This window comes from Herbiconiux sp. (assembly GCF_023264895.1).
Lineage (GTDB): Bacteria > Actinomycetota > Actinomycetes > Actinomycetales > Microbacteriaceae > Herbiconiux.
In genome coordinates this window covers 1-25148 of sequence record NZ_JAHFUY010000030.1, presented here as the reverse complement: position 1 = coordinate 25148, position 25148 = coordinate 1, and the positions used below count along the sequence as shown (strand labels likewise).

The following is a 25148-nucleotide window of genomic DNA, read 5'->3' as shown; positions in this document are numbered from 1 at the left end:
CGGGCTGGAGCGCCTGGCTTCGGTCGCCCCGAACACCTTCGGTGATGGCGTGAGCGACATCGCCATCGACAGCACCACCCAGCGCGCCTTCGTCCTGGACCAGAAGAACAAGGCGGTCCAGGTCTACGACATCAGCGGACCCAGCTTCGAGTTCGTGGTCACCATCTACGGCGGCTTCACCTACCCGATCGCCGCCGCAGTGAACGAGGTCACCCACACGCTCTACGTCGCGGATGCGATCAGCGACACCATCGCCACGGTGGACGTCGATCCCGAGTCGGCCACGGCGGATACCGTGACGAGCAGGATACCCTCAGGCGGAACATCCGTCGGAGCAGTCGCAGTCGATGAAACCCACGATCGGGTCTTCGTCGTCAACCGATCCAGTCAGAACGTGAGCGTCATGGACGGGGCCGGCACCGTCCTGCCTCGCTTGGTGCCCGTCGGGCTGGAGCCGAGGGACGTCGTCGTCGACCCGGAGACCGCGAAAGCTTACGTCTCGAGCCAACTCGACTCGACGATCACCGTCTTGAACCCGGATGGTTCCACCACACTCTGGCCTCTTGACCACCGCCCGGATCAGCTGGCGGTCAGCGCCGGATCGCTGGTCACTGCGACGGACAGACCATATGCGGCGCACCTCGAGAGATTCTCGCTGGAGAGTGGAACCCTGGTGGCGGCGTCGCCACCTCTCGGCAGTCTGCCCAACGACATCGACGTCGACGAAGCTCTTCACGTCGTGTACGCGGCTCATGCCGCAGGAGGGATCGGTGGCATCACTGCTCTGAGAGTCACGGACCTGTCGCCAGAGGGCACAGGCTCTGAGGACTACTTCAACTCCGTCGTCGTCGAGCCGACGACGCACCGGATCCTGGTCGGTGAGACCCCGCGCTTCGGAAGCCCTTCACAGGTCGTCATGTTCCGGCCGAATCCCCGGCCGCTCCCGTCCGTCGACCGAATCGACGGCGGGGATCGATTCGAGGTGTCGGCGAATATCGCCGGGGAGACTTTCGCGTCCGGCGTGCCCGTGGTCTATGTGGCGGCCGGCGGTGGGTTCGCAGACGCGCTGTCGGGGTCGGCGGCGGCTGGCGCCCAGCACGGCCCGGTGCTGCTGGTCTCGAAGGACTCGGTGCCTGCAGCGGTCGCAACCCGCCTGAAGTCGTTGCGTCCACAGCGGATCGTCATCCTGGGGGGCACCGCGAGCATCAGTGCGGGCGTCGAGAGAGCGCTCAGCGACTACAGCGACTCGGTCTCGCGGTTGGCCGGCGCAGACCGCTACTCCGTCTCGGTAGCGGTCTCGGCGGCGGCCTTCCGCGACGGGGCTGAGGTCGCCTATCTGGCATCCGGGGAAGTCTTCTCCGATGCTCTCTCGGCATCCGCTGCCGCCGGCCTCGAAGGGAGCCCCGTGCTGCTGACGAAGAAGAACGAGGTGCCGCCCGACGTCCTCACGGAGCTCGGCGGGTTGCGGCCGAGCCTGATCGTCGTGCTCGGCGGCACGAGCACGATCGACGAGTCGGTGATCGCCATGCTGCAGCAACGCTGGCCGGTCGTGAGGATCGACGGCGCCGACCGCTACGAGGTGTCGGCGGGTGTGGCGGCGAGATCGTTCCGGGAGAGCGTCTACACGGTCTACGTGGCGTCGGGCGCGGTGTTCCCGGACGCCCTCTCGGGTTCGGCTGCCGCCATCGCAGAAGATGCCCCGATCCTGCTCGTGCAGAAGGACGCCATCCCGGCTCCGGTCGCCGCCGAACTCGACCGCCTCGACCCCTACCGCATAGTCGTCCTCGGCGGAGCCAAGACACTCTCAGGCGCGGTCCAATCGCAACTGGAGTCCTACCTCCCCGACTGATTCACTGAATGACCGCATCACCGGCGACAGACCCTCTTCGTCGATCCACCTCGACACCCATGCCGCACTCGTCACCGACGTCCGCCTCCGCCGCACCCCCTTCCAGGCGGCGGCCGCCTCCGGCGACATCCGCGTCACCGCGGGCCCCGACCTCACCGTCGTCCTCCACGACATCCCCTCGGCCCGCCTCACGGCCGACCTCCTGGGCGCCCTCACCGAGCACCCGATCCCCACCCGAGGCTGACACCGACGTGCTGATGAGATAATCTCATCTCCATGCACCTCCGCTCACTCTCCGTTCTCGCCGCCGGTGCCGTGGTGCTCGTCGTCGCAGGATGGCTGGGGGCCACCGCCCAGGCCGCCCCTCGCGACTTCGGGCTGGAGCGCCTGGCTTCGGTCGCCCCGAACACCTTCGGCGATGGCGTCAGCGACATCGCCATCGACAGCACCACCCAGCGCGCCTTCGTGCTCGACCAGAAGAACAAGGCTGTCCAGGTCTACGACATCAGCGAATCGAGCTTCGAGTTCGTGACGACCATCAGCGACGGCGCATTCACGTACCCTGTGGCCGCCGCAGTCAACCAGGTCACGCACAAGCTCTACGTTGCGGATGCGGGCAACGACACCATCGTCACGGCGGATGTGGACCCGCAGTCCGCCACCGCGAACCGAGTGACCAGCCGGGTCGCGTCTGGCGGGACCTTCGCCGGGGCTGTCGCCGTCGACGAGAAGAACAACCGGGTCTTCGTGGCGAATCGGACGAGCGGCAACGTCAGTGTCCTCGACGGTTCCGGCGTTGCTGCACCTCGCATGGTCGCCGTGGGGGTTCAGCCGAATGGCGTCGTCGTCGATCCTGACTCGGGGAAGGCCTACGTGCCGAGCCAGCCCGACTCCTCGATCACTGTCTTGAACACGGACGGTTCGACCACCCTGTGGCCCCTCGAGAACAGGCCTGATCTTCTCGCGATCGGCGGCGGTTCGCTTTTCATCACGACCGATAGGCCGTCTGCGGAGCACGTCGAGAAGTTCTCGCTCCAGACCATGTCGCTCACGGCGACCTCCCGTCCTCTAGGCAGTATGCCGAACGGGATCGCAGTGGATTCGGCATTCCACACTGTCTACGCCACCGACTCAGGAGAAGGGATCGGTGGAGTGAGCACTCTGCGTTCCACCGACTTGTCGATCGAGGATGCGGGGCCCAATGACTACTTCAACTCGGTCATCGTCGACCCGAAGACGCACCGGATCCTCGTGGGTGAGACACCTCGATCATGGCGCCCCTCCGAGGTCGTCATGTTCCAGCCGAATCCGAGGCCGCTGCCCTCCGTCGACCGGGTCAGCGGTGCGGATCGGTTCGAGGTCTCGGCGAATGTGGCCGGGGAGACGTTCGCGTCCGGCGTGCCCGTGGTCTACGTGGCAGCCGGGGGTGGGTTCGCGGATGCGCTGTCGGGGTCGGCGGCGGCTGGGGCACAGCACGGCCCGGTGCTGCTGGTGTCGAAGGACTCCGTGCCGGCAGCGGTCGCGGCTCGGCTGAAGTCTTTGCGTCCGCAGCGCATCGTCATCCTCGGCGGCACGGCAAGCGTCAGCGAGGCCGTGGAGAAGGCGCTCGGAGACTACACCCGATCGCTCTCGCGCTTGGCCGGGGCGGACCGCTACGAGGTGTCTGCCGCGGTATCGGAGTCGGCCTTCCCCGACGGCGCACAGACCGTCTACCTCGCCTCCGGAGCGGTCTTCTCCGACGCGCTCTCCACATCCGCAGCAGCCGGTCTCGAGGGCAGCCCCGTGCTCCTCACCAAGAAGAACGAGGTGCCGGGCGCCGTGCTCGCCGAGATCACTCGCCTGAAGCCGAGCGTGATCTTCGTCCTCGGCGGCACCAACACCGTCGACGAGTCCGTGGTCACCGCCCTGCAATCCACCTACGGCGTGGTTCGCATAGACGGCCCCGACCGCTACACAGTCTCGGCGGCCGTCGCGGCGAGGGCGTTCCCGCAAAGCGTCTACACGCTCTACGTGGCGTCGGGCGCGGTCTTCCCCGACGCCCTCTCCGGCTCAGCGGCAGCAATCGCCGAGGACGCCCCCGTCCTCCTCATCCAGAAGGACGCCATCCCGGCCCCGGTCGCCGCCCAACTAGACCGCCTCAACCCCTACCGCATAGTCGTCCTAGGCGGCCCCAACACTCTCTCCGAAGCAGTCCAATCCCAACTCGAGACCTACCTCCCCCAGTGACCCCACGAGTGCCCCCCACGGCACCGAACGCAACGGGCCCTACTCGCCGACCCAGCGCGGTACCGTCGCCGTTCCGCGCCGCGAAGCGACGTGGAACGACGGCGGCACCGCATGTCGCCCGCGCCGCAGAAGCGGCGGCGCGGAAGCAGCACAGCGGCGGAACCCGCACAAGATAAACTCCTCCCCGTGACATATCGACTAGGCGTCATCGGTGGCGGACAACTGGCGCGCATGATGGTGCCGCCCGCGATCGAGCTGGGGATCGACATCCGCGTGCTCGCCGAGAGCGAGGGGATGTCGGCCGCAATCGCCGCCACCGGCGTCGGCGACTACACCGACCTCGAGACCGTCCGAGCGTTCACCAAGACCGTCGACGTCGTGACCTTCGACCATGAGCACGTGCCCCAGGCCGTGCTCCGCGCCCTCGTCGCCGAGGGTGTGGCCGTGCATCCGGGCCCCGACGCCCTGCAGTTCGCCCAGGACAAGCTCGCGATGCGCGAGCGCCTCCGCGAGCTCGGCATCCCGATGCCCGACTGGGCGCGGGTCGAGACGCCCGAGGAGCTGGCGGCCTTCCTCGACGACCACGGCGGCCGCGGCGTCGTGAAGACCGCCCGCGGCGGCTACGACGGCAAGGGCGTGCGCGTCGTGACCGCCGCCGATCAGGCCGAGGACTGGTTCGCCGCCCTCGCCGAGGACGGCCGCGGGGGAGCGCTGCTCGTGGAGGAGCTCGTCGACTTCCGCCGGGAGCTCGCCCAGCTCGTGGCCCGGCGGCCGAGCGGCGACGTGACCCTCTGGCCCGTCGTCGAGTCGGTGCAGAAGAACGGCGTCTGCGCCGAGGTCATCGCCCCCGCCCCCGGATCCGCCGGGAAGGTCGCCGAGATGGCCGCCCGCATCGGCACCACGATCGCCGAGGAGCTCGGCGTCACCGGCGTGCTGGCCGTGGAGCTCTTCGAGACGACGGATGAGCGCATTCTCGTCAACGAGCTCGCCATGCGCCCGCACAACACCGGCCACTGGACGATCGACGGCTCCACCACGAGCCAGTTCGAACAGCACCTCCGGGCCGTGCTCGACCTGCCCTTCGGCGCCACGGGGCACCGCGAACCGTGGTCGGTGATGATCAACATCCTGGGCGGACCGACGGATGGCGATCTCGACACTCCGCTGCAGCAGGCGGCCGCCGACCAGCCGACCGCCAAGATCCACCTCTACGGCAAGGAGCCCCGCCCCGGCCGCAAGATCGGGCACGTGACGGTCTCGGGCGAGGAGCTCGACGACGTCGTGTTCCGGGCGAGGGCCGCCGCCGCGTTCTTCGAGTACTGAGCCGGCTCCCGGTCCCGACCCGGCCGGCTCCCGCCCGCCCACGTCCGGCCTCGGGCCTTTCCTCGTGCCCAGCAGCCCCTCCGGCACGCCGAAACGACGGAGTCTCGGGCGCTGCGGGGCTCGAGGCCCCGTCGTTCCCGCCTTCGCCCCTCGAACTCCGTCGTCATCCCGGGCGGGCGGTCGGCCGCACACCCACTCCCGGCACGCCCGACGCGCTACCGGGCCCCCGGAGACCCAGCACCTACCATGGGCACCATGCCCGAGAACAACCCCGTCGTGGGCGTCGTCATGGGGTCGGATTCCGACTTCTCCGTCATGAGCGACGCCGTGCAGGTGCTGAAGGACTTCGGCGTGCCCCACGAGGTGCAGGTCGTCTCGGCGCACCGCACCCCCGAGAAGATGATCGACTACGGCAAGTCCGCGCGCGAGCGCGGCCTCAAGGTCGTCATCGCAGGCGCGGGCGGGGCCGCGCACCTGCCGGGAATGCTGGCAAGTGTCACCACCCTTCCCGTGGTCGGCGTGCCGGTGCCGCTGGCCAAGCTCGACGGCCTCGACTCGCTGCTGTCGATCGTGCAGATGCCCGCCGGCATCCCTGTCGCGACCGTCTCCATCGGCGGCGCGAAGAACGCCGGCCTCATCGCTGTCAGCATTCTCTCGACCGGTGATGATGAGCTTGCCGCTGCCCTCGACCGCTACCGCAGCGGGCTCGCCGCCCTCGTCGCCCAGAAGAACGAAGACCTTCAGACCCGCCTATGACCAGCATGACCGCAGGCCCCGCCACTCGGAGCCGATACCAGACCGGTTCGCCGTCGGCCAACGCCACCGCGAGCCCGATCCGCTATCCCGACACCTCCTCGCCCAAGGCGATGACGGTGCGCGGCTGGTGGCTCGTGGTGCTCAACGTGCTCATCCCGGGCTCGGCCCAGGTGCTCGCGGGCAACCGCCGGCTCGGGCGCTTCGGCCTGGGCTGCACGCTCGTGCTGTGGGCGCTCGCGATCATCGCCGGCGTCATCTACTTCATCTGGCCGCAGGTCATCTTCTCGATCGCCACCAACCTCGTGCCGCTCGTGATCGTGCAGGTTCTCCTCGTGGCCTACGCCGTGCTCTGGGTCGTGCTGACCCTGGATGCGCTGCGGCTCGTGCGTCTGGTGCGGGTGGGTCCGCGGGCACGTCCCGCCATCGCGATCTTCTCGGTGCTGCTCATGGTGGTCACCGCCGGTGGTGCCGGAGCGGCGGCGTACATCGCCAACGTCGCCCAGTCGGGCCTCGCCTCGGTCTTCAACGTGCAGGCGGCCGCGGAGCCGCCCGTGAACGGCCGCTACAACATCCTGCTGCTCGGCGGCGACGCGGGCCCGGATCGGGACGGCATGCGCCCCGACAGCATGACCGTGGTCTCGATCGAGGCCGACACCGGACGTGCCACCATGATCGGCATCCCGCGCGACCTGCAGCAGGTGCCGATCGCCGCGGACTCGCCCCTCGTCGGCTCGGAGTACGCGCCCGACGGCGTCTATGACTGCGGCAGCGATTGCCAGGTGAGCTTCCTCTACCCCCGCGTGATGGCGTTCAACCAGGACCTGTACCCGAACGCCGAGGCCGAGGGCTCCAACCCCGGCGTCGAGGCCACGAAGGATGCCATCGAGGGCGCTCTCGGGCTCACCATCCAGTACTACGTGATGATCGACATGCAGGGCTTCTCGGACCTCATCGACGCCCTCGGCGGCGTGACGATCGACGTCAAGGAGGAGCTGCCCATGGGCGGCGACGAGAACCTCAACGAGGTCGAGGGCTGGATCTGGCCCGGGGTGCAGCACATGGACGGCTACACGGCCCTCTGGTACGCCCGCTCGCGCCACACCACGAGCGACTACGACCGGATGGAGCGCCAGCGCGAACTGCAGACGGCCATCCTCAACCAGTTCGAGCCGGTCAACGTGCTCACCAAGTTCGAGGGCATCGTGCAGGCCGGTACCCAGGTGGTGCAGACCGACATCCCCCAGTCGACCCTCAGCTACTTCATCGACCTCGCCCTGAAGACCAAGGACCTCCCCATCGACCACGTGGAGCTCACGCCCCCGCTGATCGACCCGGAGTACCCCGACTGGGCCCTGGTGCAGCAGACAGTCGCGGATGCGCTGGTGCTGTCTACGGCGACGGAAGCGCCAGCGGGCTAGTTCCATCGCGCCGGCAGGATTCTTTCCGCGCCGCCGCCTCTGCGGCGCGGGCGACATGCGTTGCACCTGTCGGGTCACGTCGCTTCGCGGCGCGCCCCGGCAGGTGTAACGCTCCGGGTCGTCGAGTACGGCCCGCTACGTTCGTATCTCCCATGAGGTAGGAGCGGGTTTGAAAGCCGCGGGCCATTGTTTCTCAGCCCGGGGCGGTACCGGTGCCTGGACGCGCCGCGAAGCGACGCGGCCAGACACCGGCACCGCATGTCGCCCGCGCCGCAGAGGCGGCGGCGCGGCTAGAGGTCAGCGTGAAGCTGCCACACCTTGTCGGCCGAGTCCCGCCACGAGAACGCCCGCGCGCGATCGAGTCCCGAGATCGACAGGCGCCGTCGCAGTGCGGCGTCGCCCGTGACCGCCTCGATCGCCGACGCGAGCTGCCCCGCATACGCATCCGGGGTGGTGCGGTCGACGACGAACGTCGAGCCTGCGGCGACCTCGAGGAGGGCGGGGACGTCGGCGTGGATGACGGGGGTGCCAAAGTTGAAGGCCTCGATCAGCGGGAGGCCGAAGCCCTCGGCGAGGGAGGGGTAGACGAAGACGGTGGCGCGCTCGAGGGCGAGGGCGAGGTCGCTGTCGCTCACGAAGCCCAGCACCTTGACGCGCGAGGCATCGACGCCGGCGGCGGCGGCGACCGAGGCCACGTCGACCTCGCCCCAGCCCTCCGGCCCGGCGATCACGAGCGGCAGGTCGCCCGTGCCGGGCAGCGAGAGCGCCTTGATGAGGGCGGCGAGGCCCTTCCGGGGCTCGAGGGTGCCCACGGCGAGGATGTACTTCTCCGGCAGCCCGAGAGCCTCGATGCGGGCCTCCGGATCGGTCGGCAGCCGCAGCTCGTCGCTCACGGCCCCGCCGATCACGCGGATCCGGTCGCCGAAGTCGAAGTAGTGCGAGAGCTCCTCGGCCACGGCGTGCGTGGGCACCACGATGGCGTCGGCGTGCTTCGACGCCCGCTTGGCCATCGCTTTGTGCCAGGTGACGCCGCGGGGCGTGAGGGTCTGCGGATGCGTCCACGGCACCACGTCGTGGATCGTCACGGCCGTCTGCGTGCCGAGTTCGGCCCGCCGGTCATGCTTGCGCATGGGCGCGAGGAGGCTCGTGGCGTGCACCATGCCGCCGCCCGATCCGCCGATGATGCCGTGCTGCCAGGCAGCCGACAGCTCACGCCGCGGCAGGGTCGCGCGGTGCAGGTCTGCGAGCCCTGGGAGCTTGGCCGACACCTCGTCGGCCTTCTCCTGCGGCACCGCCGAGATGATGCCCTCGACGTCGCAGTTGCGCGGCGCCGTGGCGATCAGCTGACGCGTGAGTTCGAGCGTGTAGCGACCGATTCCGCCTGGTACGGGGGCGACCAGCTGGTCGATGATCACCCGCAGCGTGGCCATCAATCTCCAAATACTCCCGAGGAAGCCGCCTCATGGAGGGCGGCACGCCAGTCGCGCATGGGATCCAGGCCTGCTCGGGACCACGCGTCGTGTCCGAGCACGGAGTACGCGGGACGCGGGGCAGGACGGACGAACTGCGAACTGTCTGTCGGCTCGACTTTAGCAGGGTCGAGTCCGGCTTCCTGAAAGGTTGCCTGGGCGAAATCGAACCAGGATCCCTGGCCCGAATTGGTGCCGTGGTAGACCCCGGCCGGCGCTTCCGAATCGGCCAGCAGCACGAGCTGACGGGCCAGATCGGCTGTCCAGGTGGGCTGCCCGACCTGGTCGGCGACCACCGTGACGGAGTCGCGCTCGCGGCCGAGCCGGAGCATGGTGGCGGGGAAGTTGTTGCCGTGCCGGCCGTAGAGCCACGCCGTCCGCACCACGTAGCCCCGCGCGGGGTTCAGCCGCAGCACGGCCTCCTCGCCGAAGGCCTTCGTGCGGCCGTAGGCGTTGAGCGGATCGCGCGGCTCGTCCTCGGGGTAGGGCGTGGTGGCCGAGCCCTGGAAGACGTAGTCGGTGGAGATCTGGAGGAGGGCCGCACCGGTCGCCGCCGTCGCCGCGGCGAGCGTGGCGGGGCCGACCCCGTTCACGAGCTGGGCGGTCTCCTCGTCGGTCTCCGCCGCATCCACCGCGGTGTAGGCGGCGCAGTTGAAGACCACGTCGACGCCGGCGACGGCCGCGGCGACCGCCGAGGCGTCGGTGATGTCGAGCTCGGCGCGGGTGAGCGCCACGACGTCGCGGCCGGCGAGGGCCTCCTGCAGGTCACGGCCGAGCATGCCGGCGGCGCCGGTGATGAGGTAGCGGGTCATCGGCGGGCTCAGACCAGCGCGGCGCGGGCCTTGAGGGGCTCCCACCACTGCCGGTTGTCGCGGTACCACTGCACCACGTCGGCGAGACCCTGCTCGAACGGCACGAGCGGCTCGTAGCCGAGCTCGGCCTTGATCTTCGAGATGTCGACCGAGTAGCGGAGGTCGTGGCCGAGACGGTCGGCCACGCGGTCGACGTAGTCCCAGTCCTTGCCGGTGGCATCCAGCAGCAGCTGGGTGAGCTCCTTGTTGGTGAGCTCGGTGCCGCCGCCGATGTTGTAGATCTCACCGGCGCGGCCGCCCACGAGCACCATGGCGATGCCGCGGGTGTGGTCGTCGACGTGCAGCCAGTCGCGGATGTTGTTGCCCTCGCCGTAGAGCGGCACGTGCTTGTCGTCGATCAGGTTGGTGACGAACAGCGGGATGACCTTCTCGGGGAAGTGGTAGGGCCCGTAGTTGTTCGAGCAGCGCGTGATCGACACGTTCATGCCGTGCGTGCGGTGGTAGGAGCGCGCGAGCAGGTCGCTGCCGGCCTTCGAGGCCGAGTAAGGCGAGTTCGGCTCGAGCGGGCGGTCCTCGGCCCACGAGCCCTCGGCGATGGAGCCGTAGACCTCGTCGGTGGAGACGTGCACGAAGCGCGGCAGGTTGTTGCGGAGGGCTGCGTCGAGCAGCTGCTGCGTGCCGAGCACGTTCGACTCCACGAAGATCGAGGCGTCGCGGACGGAGCGGTCGACGTGCGACTCGGCGGCGAAGTGCACCACGGCGTCGAGGCCGGGGAACAGGTCGTCGAGCAGCTGGCCGTTGCGGATGTCGCCGTGCACGAAGGTGAGACGAGGGCTGTCCTTGACGGGCAGCAGGTTGTCGAGGTTGCCCGAGTAGGTCAGGGCGTCGAGAACGACCACCTCGGCTCCCTCGAGGCCCGGATAGGCGTCTTCGAGCGTGCGGCGGACGAAGTTGGAGCCGATGAAACCGGCTCCGCCGGTGACAAGAATCTTCATGGTGGGGGAGTTCTCCTCGAGTGTGGTCGCACCCGATTGTAGCCGCAGCCCCTCCGCGTGCCTCGATCCGGGGCCGCCCGCTCGCGTCAGGGACGGTTGCGGGCGTTCCTCGCGGCCAGTATCTCGCGGAGCGTGGGGAGCACGCGCTGATCCTTCGGACGGTTGGCCGCCTGCTTCGAGCGGATGACGTCGGCCAGCGAGGCGACCCGCAGTTCGACGCCGTCGATCGTGCCGCGACTGGCACCTCGGTCGAGATCCGGAAAGCCCTTGGTGCCATCGGGTAGGAACGAGATGTCGAGACGACCGAAGTCGGTCACCAGGTTCCAGACGGCGCTCTCGCCGATCGCGCTGCCGGTGTGGCTGAACGGGATCCCCTCCGGTTCCGCCGGGGTGAACACCCGCGCGTGCAACGCGGTCAGCGCCCGCGAGAGGCGCTCCAGGTTCTCCTGCGACTGCTCGGGCGTGATGTCGACGTCGCTCGTCAGGAACGGCGACGCGTGGAGGACGGCCGCATAGCCTCCGATCACGACGAAGCGCACGCCGTGGCGGGAGAGCACCTCGAGGATCGGGATCGGGTCGAACGCGACGAGGTCAGAGGGCGGGCACATCGAACTGCGCCTTCATCTCGGCCACTCGACGGTTCCAGGCCACCAGGCGTTCGTGGCGCTCCGCCGGGTTCAACTCCAGGAGTGCCGCGGCCTGCGCCCAGTCCTGCTCGTCTCTCGGCACGAGAGCGAAGTCGAGGTCGAGGTCCATGGCCCGCAGGATCCGGATCACGTCGTCGAAGCTCGGCGACGTGCGCCCTGACTCGAGCCGGGCGACGGCCGACTGGGTCGTCCCGATCAGGCGCGCGAGCTCCGTCTGCGTCATTCCACGGCGGAGGCGCCCCTCTCGGATGAGGTCGTTGCCCATACCGTTCATGCCTCCAGTATCGCACTCCTGGTATAGCGCACGCCTGCTATGTCCCGAAGTGGGGGTGGGATCCTCCGAGCGTGTGCACGGCTCGCCCGCCGCGCCAGCCCCTAGAGTGACCACGTGACACAGGCCGGCGAGGAGGACAGCGACTCCCGGCCCGGCCTCCTGCTGAGGCTCGTCAAGGACCAGCGGGTCGCGTTCCTGCTGGTCGGCGGCTTCAACACGGCCTTCGGCTTCGTGCTCTTCGTGGCCTTCGATCTCACGGTCGGGCAGTGGCTCGACGCCACGGTCAACGAGACGATCGGATCGCTCGGCACCCTCTTCTGCGCCCACGTCATCGGTGTGCTGATCGCCTTCGTGCTCTACCGCCGCTTCGTGTTCGTGGTGCACGGCCACGTGCTCCGCGACCTCGCCCGCTTCTGGAGCGTCTACCTCGTCTCGATCAGCATCAACGCGGTCGTGCTGCCCGTGCTCGTGAACATCGGCTGGAACCGGATCCTCGCCCAGCTGTCGATCCTCGTGGTCACGGTGGCCATCAGCTACTTCGGGCACAAGCGGTTCTCCTTCCGCCGCACCGAGAAGGAGGAGCAGTCCTGATGCCCCAGCTCTCCGTCGTGATCCCCGCGTTCCAGAACGCCGCCTACATCGACGCCACCATGCGATCCGTGCTCAGCCAGGACCACGACGACTTCGAGCTCGTGGTCGCCGACCACTCGTCGACGGATGCCACGCCGCAGCTGCTCGAGAAGTATGCGGCCGACCCGCGGGTGCGGCTGCTCACGACCCCCACCGGCGGAGGCGCCGAGGCCAACTGGCGCCGCGTCTCGGAGGCGGCCACGGGGGAGTACCTCAAGCTCCTGCCCGGCGACGACGTGCTCTACCCGGGTGCCCTCCGCGCGCACTCCGAGGCGCTCGACGCGCATCCGGCTGTCGTGCTCGTCTCGAGCCCGCGCGACATCGTGGATGCCAGGGGCCGGGTCACCATCCGCGACCGCGGCCTCCAGGGCGTGGCGCGGCGGGTGCAGCCGGGCGTCGAGGCCGTGCGCACGACGGTGCGGAAGGGCACGAACGTGTTCGGCGAGCCCGGCTGCGTCACGATGCGCCGCGCCGTGCTCGAGGAGGCCGGCGGCTGGGACGCGCGGTTCCCGTACCTGATCGACCAGACCGGCTACACGAAGGTGCTGCTCCGCGGCGACTACCTGCCCGTCGACCGCACGCTCGCGGCCTTCCGGGTGAACGACACCCAGTGGAGCGTGGCGCTCATGGACGACCAGGCGGCCCAGGCGAGGGCCTACCACCGCTGGTGCCACGACGAGGCGCCCGAGACGATCACCGAGGCCGACGTGCGGATCGGTGACCGGCGCGCCTCCGTCATGGCCCTCGCCCGCCGCGCCTACTACGCGCTCAACAGCCGTGGCATGAAGGCCGAGTGACCGTGAGCATCCTCCACGCCCGCTGGCTGCCCTACGCCGTCGCCGCCCTCCTGGCGCTACTGGCCACCTGGTACGGCCTCGACCTCTGGAACCTCGACTGGCGGGTGCCGCTCTACTACTCCGGCGACGCCCTCGCCGTGGCCTCGCACTTCAAGACCGTGATCGAGACGGGCTGGTTCACCCACCAGTCCGCGCTCGGCGCCCCCTACGGCCAGTTCTACGGCGACTACCCGCAGGCCGACAACCTGCACTTCATCGCGGCGAACCTGCTCCGGGTGTTCTCGGGCGACTTCGGCGTGCTCATGAACGTCTACTTCGTGATCGGCTTCCCGCTCGCCGCCGTCACCGCGCTGTGGTTCCTCCGGCTCGTGGGGGTCGGCCGCGTGCTCGGTGTGGCGCTCGCCGTGGCCTTCGCCATCGCGCCGTACCACTTCATCAAGGGCGAGGGCCACCTCTTCCTCGCCACCTACTTCGTGGTGCCGCTGGCCCTCGGCGTGATCTACAAGGTGGCGGTGGGGCAGCCCCTGTGGTCGCGTCGCATCCTGAGCGGCCGCAACCTCGCCACGGTCGGCACGCTCGTGCTGCTCAGCACGGCGTCGAGCTACTACTCCGTGTTCGTGGCGCTCGTGCTCGCGATCGTGGGCATCGCCAAGCTGTGGCAGACGAAGGCGTGGCGGGCGTTTTTCGGGGCCGCGGCGGCCGGGCTCGTGATCGCCGGCACGATGGCCGTGAACCTGCTGCCGAGCATCCTGTTCCGCCTGGCGAACGGCGTGAACGAGGCGGTGCTCGTGCGGAGCCCGCCCGAGGCCGAGCTCTACTCGTTCAAGCTCTCGTCGCTGCTGCTGCCCGTGCCGGGGCACCGCTTCGGGCCGTTCGCCACCCTGCGGCAGCTCTACGACGAGTCGTACCCGCTGCCCTCGGAAGCTCCGGCGCTCGGGCTGATCGCGGCGGCCGGGTTCGTGGCCCTCGTGGTCGTCGCGGTCTACTTCCTGCTCACGGCGGGGCGCACCGGATGGCGTGCTCCCGAGTCGCAGACGCACAGGCTCGCGGTGCTGTCCGGGCTCGCGCTCGTGACCTTCCTCTTCGGCACGGTGGGCGGGCTCTCGACGCTGCTGTCGTTCGTGAACTTCCCCATCCGCTCGTGGAACCGCATTGCCATCCTGCTCGCGCTGCTCGCCCTCGCCGCCGTGGGGCTGCTCCTCGGGCGCCTGCTCGAACGGCTCCTCGAGCGTTGGCCGGGGCGCCGGATGCTCGCCGCCGTGCTCACGGCGGCGGTCGCGGTGCTCCTGGTGGCGCTCGCGGTGTGGGACCAGATCCCGCCCGTCGACCCCGCGGCGCGCGCGGCGACCGTGGCGACGTTCGACTCGGATCGCGACTTCGTCGAGCGCATCGAGGCCACCTCGGAGCCCGGCTGCCTGATCTACCAGCTGCCCTACATCGCGTTCCCCGAGTCGCCGCCTGTGAACGGTGTCACCGACGCCGATCAGCTCCGCATGTTCCTGCACTCGGATGCGCTCCGCTGGTCGGCGGGCGGCATCAAGGGGCGGGCGCCGGTCGACGACGTGGGTGCCCTCGCGTCGCTCCCCGTGCCCTCGATGCTGAGCGCCTTCCGCGACCTCGGCGTGTGCGGCGTCGTGCTCGATCGGGCGGCCTTCGCCGACGGCGGATCGGGCCTCCTCGAGCAGCTCGTGGCGATCACGGGCATCGACGCCACGGCGGGCCGCGACGCGTTCTCGTCCGACGACGAGCGCTTCGTCTACGTTCGGCTGCCCGCGTGATAACTTCTCATCTCGTGGGCTCCAGCGATCCGGTCGATTCCACGGTGTACTCGATCAGCGTGGTCGTGCCCGTGTACCAGGGCGAGCGCACCCTCGAGGCCGTCGTCGCCGAGCTCGTGCCCTACACCCGCGGTGCCGTGACGCCGGAGGGCATGGCGTACCGCATCTCCGAGGTCATCCTCGTGCACGACAACGGGCCCGACCACTCCGACACCGTCATGCGGCGGCTGGAGGCCGAGCATCCCTTCGTGAGCATCATCTGGCTGAGCCGCAACTTCGGTCAGCACGCCGCCACGATCGCCGGGATGGCCGCCTCGCGGGGGCGCTGGATCCTCACGATGGACGAGGACGGCCAGCACGATCCCGCCTCTATCGGGGAGTTCCTCGACACCGCCACACGGGAGCGCGCCGGTGTGGTCTACGCGCGCTTCACCAACGAGCGGCCCCACGGCCTGCTGCGGAGCGCCGCATCGAAGGGCTCGAAGCGCATGATGCGCACGGCCTTCAACCTCCCGGATGCGAGCCAGTTCCAGAGCTATCGGCTCGTGCGCGGCGATGTGGGCAGGAAGCTCGCCTCGTTCGCCGCCACCGGGGTGTACCTCGACGTGGCGCTCTCGTGGGTGACGAACCGGGTGGCGACCGCGCCCACGGTGCTGCGCTCCGCCGACGGTCGGGTCTCGGGCTACTCGCTGCCCGCTCTCTTCGCCTACTTCTGGCGCATGGTGCTCACGAGCGGCACCTCCGGCCTCCGCGCGGTGAGCGTGCTCGGCGGCGTGATCGCGCTGCTGGGGCTCGCCGTGGTCGTGTACGTGGTGGTGAACCCCAACGTGGGGTCCGATCCGGAGGCCGCCGGCTGGGCGTCGCTGATCGTCACGCTGCTGCTCTGCTCGGGCGCGATCCTGGTCTCGCTCGGCGTGATCGCCGAGTACATCGGGGTGTCGCTCAACGTGGCCATGGGGCGTCCGCTCTATCTGGTCGTCGACGATCCGGAGACGATCATGCCCGACGACGACTCGTATGACCACGACTCGCACGACGGCGCGCACGACGAGCGGACGGACACGCAGCCCGGTGAACGATGACATCCTCTTCAGCCGCCCGTTCCGGGCGCCGGGGGAGCTCGCCAACCTCGACGCGGTCCTGAGCTCCGACCACGCGCACGGCGACGGCGCGTTCACGGAGGCGGCCTCGGCGCGGCTGCGGGAGCTCACGGGCTCGCCCGCGCTCCTCACCACGTCGTGCACCCACGCCCTCGAGCTCACGGCGCTGCTGCTCGAGATCGAGCCGGGCGACGAGGTCGTGCTGCCCTCGTTCACGTTCTCGTCGGCGGCGATCGCCGTGGTGGCGCGCGGTGCGGTGCCGGTGTTCGCCGATCTCGACGAGTCGACGGGCAACATCGATCCCGAGAGCCTCGCGGCCGCCATCACGCCGCGCACGCGCGCGGTGACGGTGATGCACTACGGCGGTGTGCCGGTGGATCTCGAGGCGGTGGAGGCCGTCACGGGCCCTGCGGGCATCCCGATCGTGGAGGACAACGCGCACGGTCTCGGCGGGCTGACGCTCGACGGGCGCCGGCTCGGCACGGTGGGCGCGTTCGGCACGCAGAGCTTCCACGACACCAAGAACGTGCACTGCGGGGAGGGCGGTGCCCTGCTCGTGAACGAGGTCCGCTACCTCGAGCGGGCCGAGATCCTGCGGGAGAAGGGCACCAACCGGGCCCGGTTCCTGCGCGGCGAGATCGACAAGTACACCTGGCAGGACGCAGGTTCCAGCTACCTGCCGAGCGAGCTCAACGCGGCCGTGCTGGAGGCGCAGCTCGCGGCGTTCGACGAGATCCAGGCGAACCGCCTCCGGGTCTGGGCGGGCTACGCGGAGGGGCTTGCGTCGTGGGCCGCTTCGCAGGGTGTGCGCCTCATGTCCGACGACCCGTCGCTCCGCCACACCTCGCACCTGTTCTGGCTGCAGCTGCCCACCGAGGCCGCCCGCGACGGGCTGCTGGCGCACCTCCGCGCCCTCGGCATCCGCGCCGCCTTCCACTACGTGCCCCTGCACTCGAGCCCCGCCGGCCGCCGCCTCGGCCGCACGGCGGGCACCGGATCGGGCACCGACGATGCCGCTCCCGCACTCGAACGCACCGACCGCTTCGCCTCCCACCTAGTGCGCCTCCCGCTCTGGGCGGGCCTCACCGACGCCCAGGTCGAGCGCGTCGTCGACGGAGTCCGCTCCTACCGCGTCAGCCCTTAGCCTCGGCCGGTTCGGGCCGTAGGCGTGTGCGGAGCCTCTTCAGCACGCCGCGGTACCCGCGGCCCGGCCCCCAGCCCTTGAGCTTGAGCGCCTGCTTCTCGATCAGGTGCCAGCTGAGCCAGGCGCACGCGAACGCGGAGACCATGACGATGACGGTGAAGGGGATGTAGCCCCACCGGTCGAGACCGATCAGCGCGTAGAACTGCTGCAGCAGGAAACCGTAGAGGTAGATGCCGTAGGAGTAGTCATTGACACGCCCGATCCTGCGGAGCCTCGCCGGCAGCCGCGTGGCCAGCCACAGCAGCAGGTAGCACATGGCGGGGTAGCCGATCACGGCGAAACCGCCGTAGTGCAACGTGCCCACGACGACCGCTGCGCTGAGCAGGGCCAGCCGGTAGTCGAAGACGACCTTGTCGGCGTAGAGCGCGAAGCATCCGCCCACCAGGAACGCGAACGTGAGATCGACCGCCACGGGGTCGGAGATGAACGGGATGACCTGGGCCAGGGTCTCGGGGCTCGAGAGCCGCACGACCTCCAGGGCGAAGTAGAGCGCAGTGATGCCCAGAAGGACGGCTCGGGCGCGGGTGAGCACCCCGAACAGCACGAGGACGGCGATGATGAGGTAGCAGCTCCACTCGTAGGCGAGGGTCCACAGCGATCCGTTGAGGATGCTGAAACCCGTCGAGTCGCCGTAGGGCGTGGTGCCCACGTAGATGTCGTAGATCCCGAGCTGGTGGATCGTCAGCGTCCAGTTCTGGGTGATGTACCCCACCGGGCCACCGGGGGCGAGGGTGAAGTAGTCGTCGAGTCGGTTGCCGCTGATCACCCAGGCCGCCGGTCCGATCACGAAGGCGCCCACGAGGAGCACCACCCAGAAGGCCGGGAAGATGCGGATGAAACGGTGCCACATGAACTGCACGACATCGCTGTTGCGACCGGATTTCGTGACCAGGTAGCCGCTCAGCGCGAAGAATCCGACCACGGCGACTCCGCCGAGGTTCTGCTGGCCGCGGGCCCAGGTGCCGAACGGGTCGGAGCCGTAGCCGGCGGTCGGGAACGAGTGGGAGAGGATGACCATCGCGGCCAGGACCAGCCGGATGAAACCGAGGGCGTTGTCGCGGCCGACCAGCGACGAGCTGAGGGTCGTGCCGGCACCGGCTGCGGTGCTCGTCCGAGTATCGATGGTCTCTCTCCTTCAGTGGAAGACGCGCACCCCCCTGGCGGCATTCGACTGCGGTGCGGTTCAGCGTAACAGCGACTGGGATACCGTTGAAGGCGATGAGTGCCCTACAACTCGATCGCAGCGCTCGCATGCCCTGGATGGATGCCCTTCGAGGAATCGCCATCCTGCTCGTGATCCTGTGGCACGCGCCCTCGATCCCCTCGTTCCTCGGCTTCGCGGTGCCTCCCTCGTTTCTCACGGTGGGGGAGTTCTTCCTGCCGTTCCGGATGCCGGCGCTCATGCTGCTCTCGGGGCTCCTGCTGCCGCGATCGCTCGCCAAGGGCCTGCCGCGGTACTACCTGGGCAAGGTGCAGTTCATCGTGTGGCCCTACATCATCTGGTCGGCCATCCACATCGAGCAGTTCGGTGTCGGCTACCCGATCGAGGATCCCCGTGCGTGGATCGCCACGGGGTACCTCTGGTTCATCTTCTTCATCGCCCTCTACTACGCGGTCGCGCCCTTGTTCACACGGCTCCCGCCGTGGGTGGTGCCGGTCGCCTTCTGGATCGTCGCGCAGCTCGTGCCGACCGGGCAGCTCACCGACTTCTTCTTCTACGGCGGATTCTTCTTCGCCGGAAACCTCGTGGCGCGGCAACCGGGGCTTCTCGACGCGATCCTCCGTCGCCACTGGCTGGTGGCCGTGCTCGCCGTGGTGGCGATCGTGTTCGGGGTCGTCTCCACCCAGGTCGACGTGAACCGGATGCCCGTGCTGGCTCTGCTCAGCCTCGCCGGCATCGTCGCGGCGATCGCAGCGACCCGCGTGATCGGCGGTTCGCCGCTGCTGAGGCCACTGCGCTTCGTCGGGCGCGCCTCGATCGTCTACTACGTGGCGCACTTCCCGATCATGATCGTGGCGCTGAAGCTCTTCGAGCAGCAGGTCGACGCGGTGACCCTCGTGGGCATCCTGCTCCTCAGCGCGCTGGTGGGCTGCACCGCCCTGGCGTGGCTCCGGAACATCATCCCGTTCCGCTGGCTGTTCCAGGCACCGCTCCTCGGACTCATCCCACTTCCCCGGCGCAGCGTGGACCCTTCCGGTGATCGACACGTGTCAGGGCAGGGCGACCGACGTGGTTGAATATCGTGACCGTACCGAGGAAGGGATGATCTCATCCACGTCTTGACCGATACCGACGCCCTCTTCGGCCGACCCGTCCGGAGTGGCGACGTCGTCGCCGCTCTCACCCTCTTCTCGGGCGGACTGACCTGGGAGAGCTGCGTCGTCAGCCTCCTCGAGCACACGAGCCCCGAGACCCCCATCGTGGTCTTCGACGATGCCGGGCCGAGCGAGCTCGCCGTGGAGCAGCTGGCCGCCGTGGAGGAGCGGATGGGCCGGCAGATGTTCTACTACCGCCAGCCGGTCAACCGCGGCGTGGTGGGCAACCTCAACACAGCCTTCGAGCGCCTCGCGCCGGCCGACGTGATCGTGCTGAACAGCGACATCATCGTGGGCCCCGAGTGGGACACCCGGCTGATCGCGGGAGCGCGCTCGCGCACCGACATCGCCACCGCCACCGCCCTGAGCGCCAACGCGACGATCTTCACGGTCGAGGGCCCCGAGTCGTGGCAGCTCCAGCCGCCGAGCGTGGAGGAGTTCGCCCAGGTCGCCACCAAGGTCGCCCGTACCTCGCAGAAGATCTACCCCTTCGTGCCGGTGGCCACGAGCTTCTGCACGTTCTTCGCCCGGCACGCCCTCAACATCGTGGGGCCGCTCGACGAGGAGTTCAGCCCGGGCTACGGCGAGGAGGTCGACTACTCGCTCCGTTGCGTGTCATACGGCTTCAACCACATCGCCGTCGACGACGTCTACGTCTACCACGCCACAGGGGAGTCGTTCGGCGCGGTGTTCCGCAACCAGCGGAAGATCGACAACGACGAGCTCGTCTCGCGCCGGTTCTCCTACTGGGACCGCTGGATCACCGACTTCATCAACGAGGCCGACAGCCCGCTCGAGCGGGTCAAGCACCACACCTCCGCCGTCATCCACGGAATCACCGTGGCCGTCGACGCCGAGCTCATCCACGAGGCCCTCACCGGAACCTTCGAGGGCAGCTTCACCATCTCCCGTCTGCTGGCCCTCCACCCGGATGTGCAGCGCGTGATCTGGGTGGCGTCACCGGATCGCGTGGAGCCGCTCCGCACCCTCCTGGGTGCCGCGCAGGTCGACACCATCGAGGTCGCGACGCTCGACGAGATCGTCGCGAGCGGCACCTTCGTCGACGTCGCCTTCCGCCCCTATCAGGACTTCACGGGCGCCACTTGGCCGGCCATCTCGGCTTACGCCCACCGCAATGTCATCTGGACCCTGGATCTCATCGCGGTCCTCACCCCCCACTACTCCGCCGACTACGACGACTTCGCGCGCCGCAACGACTCGTCGAAGGCCAGCTGGCGGAACGCCGACGCGATCGGCGTGCTCACCCCGCACGTGGCCAAGACCCTCACCTCCTACTACACGGGCGGCACGGGCGACGAGAAGGTCTTCGTGCTCCCGAACGGCTCACCCGAGGGCGGCAGCAAGGGCCGCCCGTGGAGCCTCGAGAACCCCGGCATCGAGGAGCTCGGCGACACCGCCTACGCCCTCGTGCTCGGCACCAACTTCCTCTACAAGAACATCCCGTGGATCATGCGCGTGGGCCTCATGGTCAAGTCGATGGGCTGGGCGGGCGAGTTCGTGTTCGCCGGGCCGACCCCCGACGGAGGCCACAGCGAGCGGCTGCAGCAGGATCTGGTCGAGCTCACCGGCGCCGACTGCTTCCACTTCCTCGGCCGCGTCTCGGAGGCCGACAAGGAGCGCCTGATCAACGGCGCGACCGTCGTGATCTCGCCCTCCATCACCGAGGGCTGGGGCATGATCCCGGCCGAGACGGTGAAGTTCGGCTCCACCCCGATCACCACGCGCGGTGGCGGACTCGGCGACATTGCGCCCGAAGGGGCGCGCTTCCTCGGTCTCCGTGACGACGAGGAGGACGCCCGCACCCTGTTCGAGCTCATGACCGACCTCACCGCGCGGCAGCAGCAGCGCGACGAGTGGGAGGCCAGGGTCAAGGACCACCAGTGGTCGGCCTCCGCACAGACGCTGGTCGAGGCGTTCTTCGGCACCTTCCTCACCCGCCGTGCGTTCGTGCCCGCCGCCGTCGCGGTGGCCGCCGCCCCCGAGCCGGTCGCGATCGCGGCCCAGCCCCGGCTCCGGCGCCGCATCCTCGACCGCTCGGTCGTCGTGCTCCCCGTGGGCAGCGCACCCCGGCGCGCGCTGAAGAAGGTCGCCCTGTGGGTGCTCCGGTGAGCACCTCCGCCGAGACGACCGAGAGCGAGGTCGAGGCCCCGCCCCTTCCGGTCTTCGTGCCCGAGGGGCCGCAGGAGCCCGTGACCTGGGTGCGCGCACAGGGCATCGAGGTGCTCGTGCCCGCCGAGGACAAGGTGGTCACGCCGTACATGCTGCAGAAGCGCGACTGGGACGCGTCGCTCTTGTCGGCCGCGCTCGACAGCCTGAGCCCGCGGAGCGTGTTCCTCGACGTGGGGGCGTTCGTGGGGTACATCTCCGCCGCCGTCGCCAAGCGCATCCCGAACGGCACCGTCATCGCGGTCGAGCCCTCGCGCCCGAGCCTCGAGCTGGCTTCGCTCAATCTGGGCGGATTCGGCAACACCCTCGTGCTCGAGGGCGCCATCTCGAACTCGCCCGAGCTCAGCTGGGAGGTGGTCGCCGACGGCACCAACCGCGGCAACACCCGGGTCGAGGTGGGCGCGTCGACGACGCTCACGGTGCAGACCTGCACCCTCGGTTCGATCATCCGCCACTACGGCTGCGACGTGGTGAAGATCGACGTGCAGGGCATGGAGAAGGACGTGCTCGACAGCATCGACTTCGAGGCCGGGCTGCCGGACGACCTGACGCTCTTCTGCGAGATCACCCCCGAGATGTGGGCGGGCGAGGCGGAGATCCTCGCCACGGTCGCCCGCTTCCGCGCGGCCGGGTTCGACGCCTACTTCCTCACCGAGGCGAACGCGTTCTCGGCGGTGAGCCCCAGCCGTCTCTCCCGGCGCGTGGAGGTCAGCTCCCGCTGGGCCGACCATTTCGAGCTCATGCTCACGAGAGGCCGCTACGCGACCACGATCCGAGGGCGGTCCTGATGGCACGCACGAAGCGCACGGGCGGTTCCTTCCGCCTCGGTGGCGCGATCTTCGACTGGCGCCCGCTCTCCGAGCCCGGCCTCTCCGGCTGGGTGGCCGTGGCGCCCGAGGGAGTGGCCGACGAGCCGCTCCCGGCCGGCTTCCTCGACTTCGTCGCGCAGCTGCAGGACGAGTCGGTGCGGACGGTCAGCCCCTGGTCGGTGTTCGAGGCCGAGTTCGAGTGGCCCGCGGAGTCCTGGCGCTGCGGCTGCCTCGAGGAGGACGGCTTCGCCGACGTCGCACTGCAGCTGAACGGCGACGCGCTGGTGGCCACCCCCGGCCCGGTCAGCGACCGGTTCCTCCTCCGCGCCCGACTGGTCGACGTGCTGGGACTCCGCGACACGCCCGATTCCGAGCCGCCGGCCGAGGCGGTCACCGTCTCGTTCGGGCGCTGGTCGAGGGCCGTCGGAGTCGACGACTCGTACTTCAGCCCCGGCTATCCGCGGTTCGGCGAGCCCACCCGCGTGCTCCGCTCCGTCATCACCACGCACCAGTCCGGCGACGCCCACGAGGCCTACGGGCGCGCGTTCGACGCGTACTTCTACGGTGGCCTGCCCACACGGCTGGCCGAGACCAACAAGCGCGCCCACCTCGAGGCCATCGAGGCCAGGGAGGGATTCGACTACGTCGAAGGCCGCGACCGCGGGGTCACGCGACGCATCCTGTCGATCAACTCGATGCGCCTGCGCACGTCGAGGTGCTGCACCGTGCTCGAGACGCGCGGATCGAAGATCTTCGCCTCACGGCTCGAGGGCATCGCCGAGCGCACGCGGTTCGGCGAGACCAGCCTCCCGCTGGGCTTCCGCGAGCGCAGCTGAGAGAGGGCGAGCGCCGCTGAGCGTCAGCGCAGGCGGCGGAAGCGCGCGATCACGGAGCGCACGGGCGGCAGGGCCACCAGCCGCTCCGTGAGCCGGTAGCTCCGGCGGGCCTGGATGCGCCCGAGCAGGATGTCGAGCTCCGAGTGGCGGCTCGACAGGTCGGCGTGGTCGCGGCTCAGCTCGTCGTGCCGCCGGTTGAGCTCCTGCAGGCGCTCCACCTCGTCGCGCCGCTCCCGGAGCTCGGTGCGGGCGTTCTCCGCATCGCCGAGGTACTCCGTCACGGCGAGGAAGTGGTTCCACCGCCGGCGGAGCCGCTCCCGGTCGACCGGCTTGCCGATCTGGTCGAGCACCACGTCGATGATCCCCTGGTTGAAGGGCTCCGAGCTCCGGATGCCGGCACGGAGCGACGCGGTGGGCCGATCGCCCCTGAGGGAGCGCTCCACCACCTCGGGAAGGTCGTCGAAGGCGTCGAAGAAGTCCACGTACTCGTCGAGCCCCAGCTCGTGCACGGTCTCGACGACCGCGTCGCTCCGGAACGCGACCACGCGCTTGCCCGCGGCGACGCCTTCGACCAGGGGCAGCCCGAACCCCTCGTAGGCCGACGGATAGATCATCACCGAGCAGTCGCGGATGAGCCGGTTGAGCAGGGAGTCGGAGAGCCGGCCAGAGGGGAGACCGTGCACCCGCTCGGAGTCGACGGTGTCGTGCGAGCTCAACCCGAGGGTGACGATCGGGTGCCGGCCGGGCGCCAGGGCGGCGAGGGCGGGGCCGACCTGCTTGTGCGGGTACCAGTTGCCCATCACCAGGAGATAGCCGCCCAGCTTGACGACGCGTCGCGTCGATTCGTCGAGATCGCTCCACTCGACATCCTGATCGCCGGTCGGGAACGGTGCGACGGTCGCCCCCTGGGGAACGATCACGGCGCGCTCCGCCTCGAGGTCGCGGCCGGGGAAGAAGGCACCGGCATCCGCGATCGAGGATCGGCTGATGGAGACGATGCGGTCGGCGAAGGAGAACGAGTCCTGCACGACGCGGCGCCGGGCCCAGGAGGCCGCGCGCAGCTCGAGCGACCGCAGCGCGATCACGTCGAGGTGCAGCAGCACCCACTGAGCGGCCTTGCGGTTGAGGGTGAGGATGGCGTCGGAGTGCGCCAGCGGGCTGAGCGAGAGGGCGAGGTCGTACACGATCCCCGTCTGCTCGGAGCGCACGACGGGGAAGCCGTAGCGGGCGAGGTCGAAGAACTCCGCGATCCGCTCGGAGGCCTGCACGCTGACGTCGACGGTGCCGGCGATGCCGCTGCCGGCCAGGGCGGCGAGGAACGAGACCGCGTTCCGCGCGGTGCCGTCGTACTGCAGCGTGAGGTGGTCGACGTCGATCAGGAGGCTGCGGCGTGCGCCTGGCCGCTCCACGAGCAGCTCGGCGAAGTGGTCGAGGGCGTCGATCTCGAGCTCGGCGAACCGGCGATCGAGCTCGGGCAGGTACGGGTAGCGTGCGAGCAGGAGCTCCCGATCGGATGCCTGAGCCCCCGGATCGGCGGACGACGCACCGGCACCGGCCACGAAGGCGTGGTGGGCGACGACGGTGGAGTGGCCGAGGCGGGCGAGGCGGGCCACGAGATCGGCGGCGGCCCCGGCCGTGGTGGCGAACGACTCGTCGAAGAGCCCGTAGCGGCGCACCACGTCGTGCCGCACCAGGAGGGCGAGGTCGGTGGCCGACGGGGTG

Annotated in this window: 21 protein-coding genes; 14 read left to right on the top strand and 7 right to left on the bottom strand. The window is 69.5% G+C overall.

All coding sequences use genetic code 11. The features are described 5' to 3' along the window. The first annotated feature begins 49 nt into the window (after positions 1–49). The 5 genes from Q0D57_RS06940 (at position 50) to Q0D57_RS06920 (ending at position 7572) form a co-directional block, all read left to right on the top strand. Complete coding sequence (locus Q0D57_RS06940) at positions 50–1849, top strand: cell wall-binding repeat-containing protein (RefSeq protein ID WP_291040297.1); 1800 nt, start codon at positions 50–52, stop codon at positions 1847–1849. Between the two features lie 276 nt (positions 1850–2125). Further along, positions 2126–4075, top strand: coding sequence for a cell wall-binding repeat-containing protein (locus Q0D57_RS06935; RefSeq protein WP_291040285.1), 1950 nt, complete (start codon positions 2126–2128; stop codon positions 4073–4075). 186 nt (positions 4076–4261) lie between these two features. Next, positions 4262–5398 carry a 5-(carboxyamino)imidazole ribonucleotide synthase gene (locus Q0D57_RS06930; protein ID WP_291040271.1) on the top strand — a complete coding sequence of 379 codons (1137 nt, stop codon included), beginning with the start codon at positions 4262–4264 and terminating at the stop codon, positions 5396–5398. A 246-nt stretch (positions 5399–5644) separates the two neighbouring features. Further along, entirely contained in the window at positions 5645–6154 is a 510-nt protein-coding gene (purE, locus tag Q0D57_RS06925) for a 5-(carboxyamino)imidazole ribonucleotide mutase (RefSeq protein WP_291040267.1), read from the top strand. Beyond that, entirely contained in the window at positions 6151–7572 is a 1422-nt protein-coding gene (locus Q0D57_RS06920; RefSeq protein ID WP_366518589.1) for an LCP family protein, read from the top strand. The genes purE and Q0D57_RS06920 overlap by 4 nt, the downstream gene beginning before the upstream one ends. 290 nt (positions 7573–7862) lie before the next feature. Here Q0D57_RS06920 and Q0D57_RS06915 read toward each other — a convergent pair whose 3' ends face one another. From Q0D57_RS06915 to Q0D57_RS06895, 5 genes are all read right to left on the bottom strand, one after another. Further along, positions 7863–9002, bottom strand: coding sequence for a glycosyltransferase family 1 protein (locus Q0D57_RS06915; protein WP_291040265.1), 1140 nt, complete (start codon positions 9000–9002; stop codon positions 7863–7865). After that, the gene (gene rfbD, locus Q0D57_RS06910; RefSeq protein WP_291040263.1) at positions 9002–9853 is read right to left on the bottom strand and encodes a dTDP-4-dehydrorhamnose reductase; all 852 of its coding nucleotides are present in this window, start codon (positions 9851–9853) and stop codon (positions 9002–9004) included. The genes Q0D57_RS06915 and rfbD overlap by 1 nt, the downstream gene beginning before the upstream one ends. An 8-nt stretch (positions 9854–9861) precedes the next feature. Next, positions 9862–10848, bottom strand: a complete 987-nt coding sequence (gene rfbB, locus Q0D57_RS06905) for a dTDP-glucose 4,6-dehydratase (protein WP_291040261.1) — start codon at positions 10846–10848, stop codon at positions 9862–9864. Between the two features lie 86 nt (positions 10849–10934). After that, positions 10935–11456 (bottom strand): hypothetical protein, encoded by a 522-nt coding sequence (locus Q0D57_RS06900; RefSeq protein ID WP_291040258.1) that lies wholly within the window; start codon positions 11454–11456, stop codon positions 10935–10937. Further along, positions 11440–11769, bottom strand: coding sequence for a helix-turn-helix transcriptional regulator (locus Q0D57_RS06895; protein WP_291040256.1), 330 nt, complete (start codon positions 11767–11769; stop codon positions 11440–11442). Before Q0D57_RS06895 ends, Q0D57_RS06900 begins: the two co-directional genes overlap by 17 nt. Positions 11770–11883: 114 nt before the next feature. On the opposite strand from Q0D57_RS06895, the gene Q0D57_RS06890 reads away from it, so the two are divergent. From Q0D57_RS06890 to rffA, 5 genes are read left to right on the top strand one after another with little or no spacing between them, the layout of a single operon-like run. Next, positions 11884–12360 (top strand): GtrA family protein, encoded by a 477-nt coding sequence (locus Q0D57_RS06890; RefSeq protein WP_291040253.1) that lies wholly within the window; start codon positions 11884–11886, stop codon positions 12358–12360. Continuing rightward, on the top strand, positions 12360–13196 hold the full coding sequence (locus Q0D57_RS06885) for a glycosyltransferase (protein WP_291040250.1): 837 nt from the start codon (positions 12360–12362) through the stop codon (positions 13194–13196). The genes Q0D57_RS06890 and Q0D57_RS06885 overlap by 1 nt, the downstream gene beginning before the upstream one ends. A 2-nt stretch (positions 13197–13198) precedes the next feature. Then, the gene (locus tag Q0D57_RS06880; protein ID WP_291040246.1) at positions 13199–14974 is read left to right on the top strand and encodes a hypothetical protein; all 1776 of its coding nucleotides are present in this window, start codon (positions 13199–13201) and stop codon (positions 14972–14974) included. Continuing rightward, entirely contained in the window at positions 14971–16056 is a 1086-nt protein-coding gene (locus tag Q0D57_RS06875; protein ID WP_291040244.1) for a glycosyltransferase, read from the top strand. Before Q0D57_RS06880 ends, Q0D57_RS06875 begins: the two co-directional genes overlap by 4 nt. Next, on the top strand, positions 16046–17218 hold the full coding sequence (rffA, locus tag Q0D57_RS06870; RefSeq protein WP_291040242.1) for a dTDP-4-amino-4,6-dideoxygalactose transaminase: 1173 nt from the start codon (positions 16046–16048) through the stop codon (positions 17216–17218). Before Q0D57_RS06875 ends, rffA begins: the two co-directional genes overlap by 11 nt. Here rffA and Q0D57_RS06865 read toward each other — a convergent pair. Beyond that, entirely contained in the window at positions 17208–18317 is a 1110-nt protein-coding gene (locus tag Q0D57_RS06865) for an acyltransferase (protein WP_291040343.1), read from the bottom strand. The two genes, rffA and Q0D57_RS06865, sit on opposite strands and share 11 nt — an antisense overlap. Positions 18318–18538: 221 nt before the next feature. Here Q0D57_RS06865 and Q0D57_RS06860 point away from each other — a divergent pair, with 221 nt between their 5' ends. The 4 genes from Q0D57_RS06860 to Q0D57_RS06845 are packed head-to-tail and all read left to right on the top strand — an operon-like array spanning position 18539 to position 23426. Continuing rightward, complete coding sequence (locus Q0D57_RS06860; protein WP_291040240.1) at positions 18539–19516, top strand: acyltransferase family protein; 978 nt, start codon at positions 18539–18541, stop codon at positions 19514–19516. 42 nt (positions 19517–19558) lie between these two features. Further along, positions 19559–21724 (top strand): glycosyltransferase, encoded by a 2166-nt coding sequence (locus Q0D57_RS06855; protein ID WP_291040237.1) that lies wholly within the window; start codon positions 19559–19561, stop codon positions 21722–21724. Next, positions 21721–22569 carry an FkbM family methyltransferase gene (locus Q0D57_RS06850; protein WP_291040235.1) on the top strand — a complete coding sequence of 283 codons (849 nt, stop codon included), beginning with the start codon at positions 21721–21723 and terminating at the stop codon, positions 22567–22569. The genes Q0D57_RS06855 and Q0D57_RS06850 overlap by 4 nt, the downstream gene beginning before the upstream one ends. Beyond that, on the top strand, positions 22569–23426 hold the full coding sequence (locus tag Q0D57_RS06845) for a hypothetical protein (protein WP_291040234.1): 858 nt from the start codon (positions 22569–22571) through the stop codon (positions 23424–23426). Before Q0D57_RS06850 ends, Q0D57_RS06845 begins: the two co-directional genes overlap by 1 nt. Before the next feature lie 23 nt (positions 23427–23449). Here Q0D57_RS06845 and Q0D57_RS06840 read toward each other — a convergent pair. Beyond that, a partial coding sequence (locus tag Q0D57_RS06840; protein WP_291040232.1) for a glycosyltransferase occupies positions 23450–25148 on the bottom strand: 1699 nt, incomplete at its 5' end.